Origin of the sequence: Streptococcus sp. 27098_8_12 (genome assembly GCF_041432115.1) — a bacterium.
In the GTDB taxonomy this organism is placed as follows: Bacteria; Bacillota; Bacilli; order Lactobacillales; family Streptococcaceae; genus Streptococcus; species Streptococcus parasanguinis_V.
Genome location: NZ_JAPVZA010000002.1, coordinates 103,299 through 116,646 on the forward strand (window position 1 = coordinate 103,299; position 13,348 = coordinate 116,646).

Below are 13,348 nucleotides of genomic sequence, written 5' to 3' on the forward strand. Positions count from 1 at the left end.
ACAACATCGATCTGAAGCCCCGTAAGGGGCTTTTTTAGGGGGAAAACAAGGTTCTCTTTGAAACTTTCTAGCGTGAGTCACCATTAAGCCCTTTGGCATCCACACTCCCCTTAGGAAAGTATCTTAGAATATTTTATCTTCCATCTGTTTTCTGATATAATATGAAAGAATGAAATGGTAGGGAACGGAACACTCATCCTTGGATTTGTGTGGCAGACCCTTCCCTTATATACAGGAGTTTTACATGAAAAAACAAGCTTTTAGTTCTGAAAAGTATTTGAACTTGCAACGTGACCACATTATTGAGCGGATCAACCAATTCGATGGCAAGCTCTACCTTGAATTTGGTGGTAAGATGTTAGAAGACTTTCACGCTGCTCGTGTCCTCCCTGGATACGAACCAGACAATAAGATCAAGCTACTCCAAGAATTGCGCGACCAGGTGGAAATTGTCATTGCCATCAACGCCAACAACATTGAGCACTCAAAAGCCCGTGGGGATCTAGGGATTTCTTATGACCAAGAAGTACTGCGTTTGATCGACAAATTCAATGAATTGGGGATTTTTGTAGGCTCTGTCGTCATCACCCAATATGCTGGACAAGCTGCAGCAGATGCCTTTCGCAAACAACTGGACAAGAGCGGGATCGCCTCTTATCTCCACTATCCGATCAAGGGCTATCCGACTGATATGGACCACATCATCTCTCCTGAAGGAATGGGGAAAAATGACTACATCAAAACTAGTCGCAATTTGGTCGTTGTGACAGCTCCTGGACCTGGTTCTGGTAAGCTGGCAACGTGTATGTCCAATATGTACCATGACCAATTAAATGGGATCAAATCCGGTTATGCTAAGTTTGAAACCTTCCCAGTATGGAATCTTCCTTTGCACCACCCAGTTAACTTGGCTTATGAAGCAGCGACTGCAGATCTAGACGATGTCAATATGATCGATCCTTTCCACCTCCAAACCTACGGGGAAACAACGGTCAACTACAACCGCGATATCGAAATCTTCCCTGTCTTGAAGCGCATGTTGGAACGCATCTTAGGAACCTCTCCTTACGCTTCTCCAACAGACATGGGCGTCAACATGGTTGGCTTTGCCATTGTGGACAATGACGCTGCGATTGAAGCTTCCCAACAAGAAATCATCCGTCGCTATTACCAAACCATTTTGGATGTTAAAGCAGAGCGTGTCGGTGAAGGACCTGTCAAGAAGATCGAGCTCTTGATGAATGATTTGGGGATTACTCCAAATGATCGGAAAGTGACCGTGCTTGCCCGCCAAAAAGAAGAAGAAACAGGTGAGCCAGCCTTGGCCCTTGAATTACCAAACGGCGAGATGGTAACCGGAAAAACCTCTGATCTCTTTGGCCCAACCGCAGCCCTCTTGATCAATGCGATCAAGAAATTGGCACATATTGATAAAGAAACCAAATTAATCGAGCCAGAATACGTCCAACCTATCCAAGGCTTGAAGATCAATCATTTGGGTAGCCGTAACCCTCGTCTTCACTCAAACGAGATCCTCATTGCCCTAGCCATTACAGCTATGACCAATGAAGACGCTAAGCTTGCTATGCAAGAATTAGGCAAGTTGAAAGGCAGTGAAGCCCACTCAACCGTAATGCTGACAGACGAAGACAAGAATGTCCTTCGCAAGCTCGGTATCAACGTCACCATGGACCCTGTCTACCAGTACGATCGTTTGTATCGTAAATAAACTCAGACAAACAAAAACAATCCCTGTTTTAGGAATTGTTCAGATTGAAGACAAAGTCTTCTTAAAAAACTTTCCTTAGGTGAGTACGGACGTCAGCGAACTTCTACGAAGTTCCATGACTAATTATTGAGCCTAAGGTCTCAATAATTCCGAGTGCCTGAAACGGTATTGTTTCAGGCACTTTTCTCACGGCGGAAAGTTTCATTAGATGACTGAATAACTATAACGAGTATAATTTTTAAAGAATTGATTAGATTCTATTAAAGATTCGTTTATCTACGCTCTCAACAATCCCTGCTCGAGGGATTGTTTTTTTATAATGCAAAGAAGAGAAACTATTTGACAGCATCCCATAATTGGCGAATGGGCTTTCTTTGAACAGGGTCCACAAAATGAGGAGCAATTTCATTCAAAGATTCTAGGACAAAGGCACGTTCTGCCACATAAGGATGTGGCAAGATTAAGCTAGGACTGTAACAAATGGTGTCCCCCATATAGAGCAGATCTAGATCGATCACACGTGGCCCCCACTTGACCTCACGGACACGCCCCATTTCCTGCTCAATGACCAGTAAGGTCTCTAATAAATCCTCTGGGGTCATCCAAGTTTCAACCTCTGCCACCTGATTCAAAAAGGTGTCCTGCTCCACTCCTCCCCAAGGTTCTGTTTCAATCCTTGTGGATGTCTGAAGAAGGCGAATGCCTCGATCCTTGAGTTTTTCTAGCGCCGTCTCTAGTTGCAGTTGTTTATCTCCCATATTGGTGCCAAGCCCAATAAAGGCCCGTTTTTTCTCCCGTTCGATTGTCACAGAACAAGTCTCTAATGGCAAGGGAACAGGAGCCCAGGGCTTTTTCAACTCCAGACGAACTTTTTCTACAAAGGCATAGCTTTCGAAAATCTTTTGAACCAACTGAAAGGCCACTGTTTCAATCAGATCGATCTTTTCTGCCTGCATCCACTCGGTCAACTGTTCCGCCAAGATCCCATAATGGATTGAAGCTTCCAAATCACCTGTGCGGGCAGCACGAGTCATCTCATAATCTACCCATAGGTCTAGGACAAAGCGTTGTCCTAATTCTTTTTCTGCTGGAAAAACACCATGATAGGCGTATACCTCTAAGTCCTTGATCCGTAATTGATCCACTCTGTTCACCTCTTATAGCCAGCCATTAGTGGCCCATGAGTTTATAGGCTTCATTTTTTAAGTTTTTATCTGTCGCAAGCAGTCCACGCGCTGCAGTTGTCACTGTAGCGGTCCCAGGTTTACGGACACCACGCATGTTCATACACATATGCTCTGCTTCTACCCAGACAAGTGCTCCTTGTGCTCCAAGATATTCCATCAAGGCATCTGCGATTTCTACCGTCAAACGTTCCTGAATCTGTGGTTTTTTAGCGTAAACCTCGACCGTACGAGCCAGTTTTGAAAGCCCAGCCACACGGCCATTTGGAATGTAGGCAATGTGCACTTTTCCATAAAATGGCAAAAAGTGATGCTCACACATGGAATGGAAGAAGATATCCTTCTCGACCACCATATTGTTATCAATGATTTCAAATGATTTAGACAGGTGCTCTTCTGCTGTCTGCCCTAGTCCTGCAAAGATTTCTTGGTACATCTTGGCAATGCGGGTCGGCGTTTCCTGAAGTCCCTCACGGTTCTCATCTTCACCGACTGCCTCGATGATCATTTTCACTGCTTCTTCAATTTTCTTTGTATCCATATCATCTCCTAGTTGGATTTTTCTGTTTTTAATAAATAAGGTCGTACCTGACTAAGGAAGTAGAGCGACCCCGTTACAATGAGGAGCTCATCGCCTTCAGCTTGCCAGTTTTGTAGAAACTCTTGCCAGTTAACTTCCTCAAGCTGATGGTTTTTCGCAGCAGCTCTTATCTCTTCTTGAGAATAGGCTCTTGGATCTTCAAAAGTCGTGAGGATCAAGCGACTATTTTCTAGTTCCTGCCACTGAATGAGCATCTCTTCTAAGGCTTTGGTCCGGATGCAGGTAAAAAGAATGGTCTTTTTTTGGCCTGGGAACAGTTCCCGAAGACTTGCGATTAAAGGCGCAACGGCGTGGGGGTTATGGGCCCCATCTAGCAAGATCATGGGATTTTGCGAGACCACTTCCATCCGGCCAGGCCAGACGACTTGATGCAAGGCCTCATCCACTAACTCTCTTGACAAGAGTTCACGCCCTTCTCTTTCAAAAAGTACATCACAGATACTGATCGCAAGAGCTGCATTTCTGGCCTGGTGATGACCTAAGAGCGCTACTTGATAAGAGGCTTTTTCTCTTTTAGAACTGTGATAAGAAAATGATTGGCCTGATAGACAAGAGGCTTCTAGCTCAACTTGGTAATCTCTGTCATAGGCTGTTATCGGTGCCTGCTTCTGAATCGCAATACCTTCAATGACTTGGCTGGCTTCTGCTTCTAATTTCCCTAGAACCAGAGGAATTCCTGGCTTAATGATGCCTGCCTTTTCACGGGCAATGGAAGCCAGATCTGGCCCAAGAAGGGCAACATGATCCAAGCCAATCGAAGTGATCGCGGTCAGAACGGGCTGGCAGATGTTGGTACTGTCTAGTCGCCCCCCCATACCGACTTCCATAATCACATAATCCAGCTCCTCATGAGCAAAATAATCATAGGCGATCGCCGTCATCACTTCAAATTCCGTCAAACCTTGAAAGATGTCTCTTGATTCTTCAGCTTCCAAGAGCTGTTGGTAGCTATCCAGATAGGTTTGCAGGTCTTGATCGGAAATGGCTTCGCCATTAATGGTGATCTGGTCATTGTAGTGGATCAGATAAGGAGAGGTAAAGACTCCAATGCGTAAACCTGCCTGCCTCAAGAGTTGGGACAAGGTAGCAATGGTAGAGCCCTTGCCATTAGTCCCCGCAACATGAATGACCCGACAGTCTAGGTGAGGATTTTCTCTCAAAGCCAAGAGAGCTTCCATGCGCTCCAAGCCAAAATGTGGATCCTGCGAACGATAGGCTTCTAGCCAACGAAGATCCAACTGATGTTCTTTCGTCTTCATTTACTTGTATTGTTTTAAATTGGTATCTGCTGCCTCTTGGGCTTGGAAAATGGCTTGTCCCAGACTGGCTGCCATCTTGTGTAGGGGAATATCATGCACCCGCACCACTTCGACTCCTTGACTGGCTGCAATACTCGTCAAATGGCTCGAAGCCAGGTCCCGATTCCAAAAACCAGTCTCCGTTGCAGGATCTGTCTCAAATCCAGCTTCCTCAATAATGTTGACCACAAAGCGTTTGCGGGAGACCCCTAGAAAGATCGGATACCCCTTTTGGTGAATCGTCTCAAGTTCTTGTAATAAGAGTAAGTTCTCACGCTTGGTCAAACCAAAGCCGATCCCAGGGTCCAACATAATACGATCCGTCTGGACACCAGCTGCTTTCGCTACCGCAAGCGAGCGGTCAAAGAAGGTCCACATCAAGTCTTGAATCGGTTCTTGAGCCATCTGTTGAAGCTCTTGCTCTGAAAAGACTGGTTCGAAACCAAAACTTGGAAAGATAGTGGAACTTGGATGATGCGGTCTTGCCATCACTGGATTAAACATGAGAACTGCGCTCGCTTCATGCTCCGCGACGACAGCAGCCATCTTAGGATCTCCAAGAAAACCCGTAATATCGTTGACAATATCAGCCCCAGCTTCGAGCGCCGCTGCCGCCACCTGGGACTTCCAGGTATCCACTGAAATCAAGACATCACTTTCTTTCCGAATGGCTTTAATCACTGGAACCACGCGGTCAATCTCTTCTTGGATCTCCACATAATGACTTCCTGGTCTGGTTGATTCTCCTCCGATATCGAGGATCTGAGCTCCTTCTTGGATCAGTTTTCTCACCTGCTGCAAGGCTGCATCCACACTCGTATACTTACCGCCATCAGAAAATGAATCCGGAGTGACATTTAAGATCCCACAAAGAAGGGTCCCTTGGCCACTCAGCCATTTATTATCAATCATTTTCGTTCTCCTTTGATTCCCTTCCTACAGCATGATTGCGAACAAAAGAGGCTAGAACAAGTGTTCTAAAACTCTGAGTCTACTCTCCATACGGATTTCTGATTTTTTCTGACCTTCTGTAGGATGGTTCTGCATCAAAACTCATTGGTACCTACCATTTTATCATAATTTATCATGGAAGAAAACTCTCGATACCGGCAATAAACAAAGGAGGAATACAGCTGGATAATAATAAGCCAGCGCATTCAAGGTCATGTGAAGGCAAATGCTATATTCGATCCGCTTGTAGCGATAAGCCACCCAAGTTAAGATCAAGGACATGCCTCCGTAAGCTACCCATTCCCCTAGGGTACTCGGTCCATGCAAGTACGTAAAAAAGAGAGCACCAGCTAGGTAACCGATTGGTTCTGCCCCTCGAAAGATCAAACGAGGGATGATGGCCCGACAGAGCAGCTCTTCTAGAATCGGAGCAACAAGGATCACGACCATGCCCATAGCAAGAAAAGGAGCATGAGATTGCAGTTCATTCAGAGCCGCTTGGTTTGCCGTTGTACCACCTGCCTCTTGTTTCAACAAGGGATAGGCGAGCAGGTTATTAGCCATCAATAAGAGAAGAAAAAGAAAATTTCTCCCCAAAGCCGGCCAGGTAATGACCCGAACATCTAAGTTCTCCAGAGGGCTCATCTTGATGACCTTATAAAAAACAAAGAGCACCACCACTGTCACCAAGAGAGTGAGGATAGTGACCCACCTTGCATCCACTCCTTCTTGAAGGGAATAAACCATGGCGATGAGGGGAAATTGGGAGAGAAAGAATAAGGGCACAAAGAGAAGGAGCCAGAGGGCATTCTTACATAATGGGTGCTCTCGAATAAAAGACTGTATGTTTTTCAATGGACAACCTCTTTCTTGTATAAAATAAGAAGACTGGGGCTTTCGCCTCCAGCCTTCTCACTTTATTTCAGTTTACTGATTTTTGAAACGTTCAACGTCACGCGCAATCACCAACTCTTCATCCGTTGGAATCACCAATACCTTCACACGGGAATCATCTGTAGAAATATCTCCGACAACTCCAAAGACGTTCTTTTCAGGGTCGACCTTGCAGCCAAACCAGCTGATTCCATTGATAATAGAAGAACGAACATTTACTGCATTTTCACCGATTCCTGCTGTAAAGATGATGGCATCTGCACCATTCAAGACTGCTAAGTATTGACCGATGTATTTTTGCAAACGATCGATAAAGATATCGTAAGCCAATTTAGCTTTTTCATCTCCATTGTGCATCGCTGTATGGATATCCCGCATGTCACTAGAAGATCCAGAAACACCCAGAAGACCTGATTCACGATTGAGGATACGGCTAATATCTTCAGGCTTATTGAAATCCTCTGTATGCTCCATCAAGTAAGGAATAATCGCTGGATCGAGATCCCCTGTACGGGTTCCCATCATGACTCCACCTAGAGGGGTGAAGCCCATTGAGGTATCCACAGAGATTCCCTTGTCAACCGCTGTAACAGATACACCATTTCCAACGTGGCAGGTGATCAATTTCAATTCTTCTAATGGTTTTCCAAGAAGTTTAGCAGCTTCACCAGCTACATACTGATGACTGGTTCCATGAGCGCCGTACTTACGGACCTTATTTTCTGTGTAATATTTAGTTGGAAGAGGGTAACGATAAGCTTTTTCCAGCATGGTTGTATGGAAAGAAGTATCAAATACCACAACACTGGTAATATTTGGACAAATCTCTCTAAAGGCACGAATTCCGGCTGCATTTGCAGGATTATGAAGAGGTGCTAACAAAGACAATTCTTCTACTTTTCGAAGGACTTCGTCATCTACCAAGGCAGAATCCTTGAAGTATTCTCCACCAGCAACGACACGGTGACCCACACCTGTAATCTCATCGTAGGATTTGATAATATCAAAGCGAATCAAATCATCCAACAAAATTTTTACAGCTTGTGTATGGTCCTGGATATCTAATACTTGTTTTTCAGAGCGTCCATCAAATTTAACGGTTGAAATAGAATCCTTCAAACCGATCCGTTCAATCAACCCTTTTGCAAGAACAGTTTCCTCTGGCATTTGGTACAATTGCCATTTCAAACTAGAGCTTCCTGCATTAATAGAAATTGTTTTCGACATATATTCACCTCATTAAGCGTTTTCACTTCCTCTATTATATCAGATCTTTGATCAAATTTCACTATCCTTTAACCAGTTTTGGAAACTTTCCATAAAGTGAACCACCTGGTCTTGATCCTGGAGATCGGTAAACGGATAGACAAAGGGCTGAACAGACTCTTCTTCTTGTTTTCGTAGGACGAAAATCGTCTTAGCATAGGCGGGATTTGAAAAAAGAGATTCTGGCAAGGTCAGCATGGCAAGGATTTGAGCCTTGTCTGTTAGCCAAGCTTTCAACAGATCACTCTGAGGGCTCGTCAAGAGGTTATTTGGAGCCAAAAAGATGGCTACTCCTTGAGGTTTCAGGTATTTCAGAGCCTGTTCCATCATGAGGTGATGAGCATAGGTATGGCCTTCGGAGCTCGCCACCTGATAGCGCTGTGCAATCGCATCATCTGGATAATAGCCAATCGGTAAGTCGCTAACGATCAAGTCACTTTCTTTCAACACTTGTGGACGCACCGCGTCGCCTTGTGCAAAGACAACGCTAGACTCCATCACATCTGCGATACTAGCAGATAGATCAATCAAGAGATCATCCACTTCCAATCCTAAGTAATCAATCGTGAGGCGGCTATTGTTGACAATGGTCTCAGCGAGATTTCCGGTTCCACTTCCCACTTCTAAGACATCCAATTGGTCGCCTTTGGCCAACTGATCGATCAAAAATGTAATGATAAAACCAATCGCATCTGGTGTGAACTGGTGATTCGCTTGTAAAGGTTCTGTCTGAGCAGCTTTCATAAAAAGGAATTGGTAGGCTCTGCGCCATTCTTCCTTACTTAAACCTAGTTCTTTTAATTTTTTGCTATTGTTTTTAACAATGTCTAGATCCGTCTTGCCATCCAAATACATGACATTTTGTTCAATCAAGGCGTCATAAAAGTTGGTCGACAATTCATTTTGAATACTTTGAGTGTTTTCTAATAGATAGGTATAGGCTTGTTCAATTTTTTCGAAATTCATGATTTCCTCCGCACCCTATCATACCAAAAATTAGTCTTTTTCGCTATTTTCTGATGGTTCCTTGGTCTCTTTTGGCGTCTCTTCAGAAGGCGTTTCGGTCTCTGCCTTCTCCTTATCTTTCTGTGTCTTCTTCTTTTCTTTTTGACTCTTCTTGCTTTCCTTTTCTTCCCTTACAGGAAGGACAAACTCATAGCTTTCGCCATTCATCTTAGCCTGAGCATGAAGAAAACCAGGATCCTGCTGTAGCTGAACAACTCCAGACTTTAAGTGAATCTCTGACACCTTCTCATCACCCTTTCCTTTTTCAAGAGCCAATTGTACCAAAGCATAGGCCCGAAGTCGATCTTGACTCGTCTTTAAGATTCGTCTTTCCGCAACCTGTCGGTGCAGGTAAAACTGAAGTAAGAGACTAAAAATCGCTGCCATCAAGAGAGCGTAAAGCAAGACACCAGCCTTAACTTTTTTCATTTTGCATCGCTGGTACCACATGGTAGACATACTCCCTTTCTAGACCTTCTTCGAAATTCAACCGCAGATGAATCAACTCTCCCTCCTGCCAAATTTGGCTAGAGCGAACCTCTGAAATCATAGGCTGATAGCCCCTGCCCTTATCATCTGTTTTTCGGATATCATCTCCTTTAGATTGACCAATGGCAATTGGTTTTTGATCCTGAACCAAGTAGATATGATTGTCCGCTACTTTTTCAAAATGGCTCCGATCCAATTCCACCTGCAATTGTTGCTGAAAAAGTATCCATTCTTCCTGCTTTTGATGCGCCTGGTAGTCCAATTCAGCATGCAGGAGCTTGGTCAAGCCTTGAAAGACTAACACTCCCCCACTAAGCACTAAGAGAGCGACCAAGGCTTCGAGCAGGGTAAAGGCCTTGACCTTTCCTTTATTCCACATGCAGTACCACCTTTCCTTGATGATAGACCGTGAGTTGATCGGCATCTTTTTCGACTTGAACCTGAATGCCATTGGCCTCTAGATGATTTTGCCCTGTCTGAAGCGCCATTTGAGCGACAGATAAGACCTCTACCTCTTTGAAATCCGCTAGTCGCTCCTTGCGCGAACGCCGGATCTCCCCTAACAATAAGGTCGTAATCATGGCAAATAAACCCAAGGCTACCAAAGATTCTATGAGAATACTAGCGGGAACGGATGCTTTTTTTAATTTTCCCATTTCCAAGCGAAAGCTGATAGGTCACCACTCCTCTCTGTGTCTGAAAGTGAACATTGGCCAGGGATGAATTGCCACCTGCACGGTCTAAACGAATAGTTTTAGGATCTTGCAAAATGACAGAATCAGGAATCTCCACCGTCTGGTAGGGCGTTTGAATCTTCCTTGCAGTCACTTCAACATCCAATTCCGTTTGCCTTGCCAAGGCTATCTTTTGGCTTTCTTGATAGAGGTGTTCAAACTCTGCAAAAAATACTTTTTCTTCCACCTGCTGAAAGCTCTTCTTGATCGATCCCGATAAGCCCAGATAGATAAAACTGACGATCATCAAGGTCAGAAGGGTCTCCACCAAGGTGAAGGCCTTAATCTGCAACCGCACGAGTTTCTCCACTATTTTTCGCATAATAGGCACGATAGGATTCTGCTTGTTTGTTGGTAATATTTCCATCAGCAATCAGTTTGGCTAGAGTGGCTTGGTCATTGGTATGATTGAGCTCATACAATTCAGCCTGGCTTTCGACCACCTTGACAACGGCTGCATTGCCTGTCTCTTTCACAGAGTCTTTTTGCTTGGTCAAATTCGGCACAAAGAGCAATAGGAGTACACTGATGATCAATAAGACCACCAACATTTCAATAAGCGTAAAAGCTTTTACCTTATATGTTTTTAATTTTTTCATAAATGAACCTCCATATTTTGATAAATCGGCAGCAACATGGCTGCGTAAAGTAAGACAATCACAAGAGCCACAAAGACAAAGACCAAGGGTTGTATCACATTCATGGCCTTGTAGACCCGACGAAAGAAATCTTCCCATGTTTTTTCAGCGTAGATCTCTAGCTCACTTCCAAGCTTTGATTTGACCTCGCCATATTCAATCATGAGCGGCAATTCTTTTTTGAAAAAAGAATATCCCCCGACCGTCTCTGAAAAGGATTGACCGCGGTCTAAAGAAAGAGCTAAGTCTCTTCCAATCTCTTGGAAAAGCTGGGATTTTTGCTCCTGCATCATGGTAAAAATCTGAGACAGCTCCAATCCTTGTCCAATCAGATTGCCCCATTCTCTGGCATAATAGGCTGTCAAATAAGCTTGAATCATGCCTTTCCCGAAAGGAAGATGGGACAAGCTTCTAAAAACTTTGATCTTGCTAGATTTTCGATAATAGAGAAAGCTGAATAAGAAGAGGGCCACTATTCCCGCTACGAGTGCCAAAAAGAGTTGGGGGAAGGAACTGATCACTTGCGTCCCAATATTTTGAGCATCCATTTGAGGGAGCAAGTAATTGCGCAAGCCAAGCATAATTAGAACTAAAAATCCAAGCAAGATAAGAGGATAGGTGCTCACCTCAATCAGCTTTTTCTTGACCTTGCGCATGTTTTCTAGGTAAGCACTGATTTTCTCCAAGCTCAATGCAAGATTGCCATGAAGCTCAGCGAGAGACAGCTGTGTCGTGACCGCATCTGAAAAACCGATCCCTGCCATCATCTCTGAAAAACTCCGCCCCCGCGAGAGATCCTCTCGCATCTGGGAAACCAAACGACTCTCCACTAGGTGAGAGCGATCCAGAAAATCGACAATCTCAGATAGGTGAAAACCACTCGAATAAAGATTCAAAAACAATTCGATGATTTGCTTTTGTTTAGCGGTAGATAATTTTTTCGGCTTGGGCCTGAGCCAGCTGGATATATCCCGATTGAGCCAAGAGATCCATTTGTTGGTTCCAGCGGCTGGCTGAGTGCTCTTGGTAGTTTTCCGTCGCAAAATCGACCACACCTCCTCCTGCAATTAATCGTTGGTAGCAAATACCTTGTAAAACAATCTTGAGCTCTTCCTCACTCACTCCAAGCTCTAAAAGTCGCTCATAAACACCTCGAACGCTCTTAGCATGGATAGTAGAGAAGACGGTGACCCCTGTCAAACTAGCTCGTACGACTGCACGAGCTGTTTCCTTATCTCGGATCTCTCCAATAATGAGAAGGTCCGGCCGATGGCGCAAGGAGAGTTTGATCAGGTTGTCATAGGTCATGCCGATCTGGTCATTCAGCTGAAGCTGAAGCATATTATCCTGCTTGATCTCGACAGGATCTTCAATAGACATGACTTGCTGGTCCGCAAAGCGCTCTTGCGCTAAAGCATGCATGAGAGTGGTCTTTCCCGAACCAACAGGACCTGCAAAGAGATAAAGCCCACGACCAGCCAATTTCTTCTTCAAGTCCGGCAATTGATCAAACCAAAACCGCAATTCGCGTTCCTCATCATGCAAAAGCCGAATAACCAAGCTTTCATAACCACGATAATCCCCCACCGTCGACAAGCGGATCGATACCACTCCATCCTCTAATGGGTAATCACACGATCCTAGCTGGCTGCGCCTTTTTTCTCCCACATTCATCCCTGCTACAAATTTGAAGTGGCTGATAATAGCCGTCATCTCCTCAAAAGGGAAGGACTGCACAAAGCGCCTCTCGTCTCCCACCCTCATAAAAACTTGGTACTCCTCCTTCCGAGGAATGAAGTAAAGATCCTGAGCTTCTTCCTTTTTCCCCATGTGGATCAGTTTTTTTGCAATTTCTTGAACCATAGTTCCTCCTCTCACTTATACTATTCGAAAAAGAAGACAAAAAAAGAAGACTTTCTAGATCGCTCTAAAAAATCTTCCGAATGTCTCTTATGACAGGGTTGTCCCCTTTTTTGAATCGAGTGTATATTGACAAGAACGGTGCTTGCGACTGCCTTTTTCCTTTTCGTAGCCTGGGCGGAGCTTGCTTTTAGGGATCTTGTGCTCGTCTTCTAAGAGGACAATCGAGTGGAAAAGCTGCACATCTTCACTGCAGTCCTCACACCACTCTTGCTCCTTGGTATCCCAAAAGATCGTCATGAGATCACTCCGACTCTTATAACTTGGAAAGTGCTCATTTAACTCCAACCACTTCTGCTTGTAGTATTTCAAAGCCTGGTAATAGTCTTCAAACTTCCGACTACTCACGATATCTTCTTCCCAACCATCTAAAAACCACCAGGGTTCACAGTCCCCGTACATTTCAATCACTCGATACATAAACTCTTCCATCCTTTGTATCCTCTATTATATAGAAAATCCTTTGAGAATAAAAGTTTTCTGCTCAGAGCATGATTTCTCAGGTAGTTTTCAGGTGATTTTCACCATTATTTTTCAAAAATAGACTGCCCAATTGCTATTGGGTCCTTTTTTCGAGAATCAAAAGAAGAGAATCCCAACAAAATGGCGAGCCATCTCGGGGAACTCTCTCTTCTCAAG

The 13,348-nt window shown here is 44.3% G+C and carries 16 protein-coding genes; 1 reads left to right on the plus strand and 15 read right to left on the minus strand.

What is annotated here, in order from left to right:
• The first annotated feature begins 244 nt into the window (after window positions 1–244).
• Complete coding sequence (locus O3629_RS01315; protein WP_371608603.1) at window positions 245–1,729, plus strand: DUF1846 domain-containing protein; 1,485 nt, start codon at window positions 245–247, stop codon at window positions 1,727–1,729.
• Window positions 1,730–2,064: 335 nt separating this feature from the next.
• Here the strand turns inward: O3629_RS01315 and folK are convergent, their stop codons facing one another.
• The 15 genes from folK to O3629_RS01390 all read right to left on the minus strand — a co-directional run bounded on the left by folK (window position 2,065) and on the right by O3629_RS01390 (window position 13,129).
• On the minus strand, window positions 2,065–2,874 hold the full coding sequence (folK, locus tag O3629_RS01320; protein WP_195327207.1) for a 2-amino-4-hydroxy-6-hydroxymethyldihydropteridine diphosphokinase: 810 nt from the start codon (window positions 2,872–2,874) through the stop codon (window positions 2,065–2,067).
• A gap of 25 nt (window positions 2,875–2,899) precedes the next feature.
• Window positions 2,900–3,454, minus strand: coding sequence for a GTP cyclohydrolase I FolE (gene folE, locus O3629_RS01325; protein WP_195327208.1), 555 nt, complete (start codon window positions 3,452–3,454; stop codon window positions 2,900–2,902).
• Between the two features lie 8 nt (window positions 3,455–3,462).
• The gene (locus O3629_RS01330) at window positions 3,463–4,773 is read right to left on the minus strand and encodes a folylpolyglutamate synthase/dihydrofolate synthase family protein (protein WP_195327209.1); all 1,311 of its coding nucleotides are present in this window, start codon (window positions 4,771–4,773) and stop codon (window positions 3,463–3,465) included.
• On the minus strand, window positions 4,774–5,724 hold the full coding sequence (gene folP, locus O3629_RS01335; protein WP_371608604.1) for a dihydropteroate synthase: 951 nt from the start codon (window positions 5,722–5,724) through the stop codon (window positions 4,774–4,776).
• A gap of 162 nt (window positions 5,725–5,886) precedes the next feature.
• On the minus strand, window positions 5,887–6,618 hold the full coding sequence (locus O3629_RS01340) for a CPBP family intramembrane glutamic endopeptidase (RefSeq protein ID WP_371608605.1): 732 nt from the start codon (window positions 6,616–6,618) through the stop codon (window positions 5,887–5,889).
• Window positions 6,619–6,690: 72 nt separating this feature from the next.
• Window positions 6,691–7,884: an acetate kinase gene (locus O3629_RS01345; protein WP_371608606.1), complete on the minus strand. Its 1,194-nt coding sequence runs from the start codon at window positions 7,882–7,884 to the stop codon at window positions 6,691–6,693.
• A 51-nt stretch (window positions 7,885–7,935) separates the two neighbouring features.
• A complete protein-coding gene (locus O3629_RS01350) occupies window positions 7,936–8,889 on the minus strand; it encodes a class I SAM-dependent methyltransferase (RefSeq protein ID WP_371608607.1) in 954 nt (317 codons plus the stop codon).
• A 30-nt stretch (window positions 8,890–8,919) separates the two neighbouring features.
• Window positions 8,920–9,357, minus strand: a complete 438-nt coding sequence (gene comGG, locus O3629_RS01355; RefSeq protein ID WP_371608608.1) for a competence type IV pilus minor pilin ComGG — start codon at window positions 9,355–9,357, stop codon at window positions 8,920–8,922.
• Window positions 9,344–9,796, minus strand: a complete 453-nt coding sequence (gene comGF / locus O3629_RS01360; RefSeq protein WP_049496849.1) for a competence type IV pilus minor pilin ComGF — start codon at window positions 9,794–9,796, stop codon at window positions 9,344–9,346. The genes comGG and comGF overlap by 14 nt, the downstream gene beginning before the upstream one ends.
• Window positions 9,786–10,073, minus strand: coding sequence for a competence type IV pilus minor pilin ComGE (gene comGE / locus O3629_RS01365; protein WP_003004353.1), 288 nt, complete (start codon window positions 10,071–10,073; stop codon window positions 9,786–9,788). Before comGE ends, comGF begins: the two co-directional genes overlap by 11 nt.
• Window positions 10,039–10,443 (minus strand): competence type IV pilus minor pilin ComGD, encoded by a 405-nt coding sequence (gene comGD / locus O3629_RS01370; RefSeq protein WP_061455769.1) that lies wholly within the window; start codon window positions 10,441–10,443, stop codon window positions 10,039–10,041. Before comGD ends, comGE begins: the two co-directional genes overlap by 35 nt.
• Window positions 10,433–10,750 carry a competence type IV pilus major pilin ComGC gene (gene comGC / locus O3629_RS01375; protein WP_101770912.1) on the minus strand — a complete coding sequence of 106 codons (318 nt, stop codon included), beginning with the start codon at window positions 10,748–10,750 and terminating at the stop codon, window positions 10,433–10,435. The genes comGD and comGC overlap by 11 nt, the downstream gene beginning before the upstream one ends.
• Window positions 10,747–11,778 carry a competence type IV pilus assembly protein ComGB gene (gene comGB, locus O3629_RS01380; RefSeq protein WP_371608620.1) on the minus strand — a complete coding sequence of 344 codons (1,032 nt, stop codon included), beginning with the start codon at window positions 11,776–11,778 and terminating at the stop codon, window positions 10,747–10,749. Before comGB ends, comGC begins: the two co-directional genes overlap by 4 nt.
• Window positions 11,711–12,652 carry a competence type IV pilus ATPase ComGA gene (gene comGA, locus O3629_RS01385; RefSeq protein ID WP_371608609.1) on the minus strand — a complete coding sequence of 314 codons (942 nt, stop codon included), beginning with the start codon at window positions 12,650–12,652 and terminating at the stop codon, window positions 11,711–11,713. Before comGA ends, comGB begins: the two co-directional genes overlap by 68 nt.
• A gap of 87 nt (window positions 12,653–12,739) precedes the next feature.
• Entirely contained in the window at window positions 12,740–13,129 is a 390-nt protein-coding gene (locus O3629_RS01390; protein ID WP_049482553.1) for a DUF1033 family protein, read from the minus strand.
• Window positions 13,130–13,348: the final 219 nt, after the last annotated feature.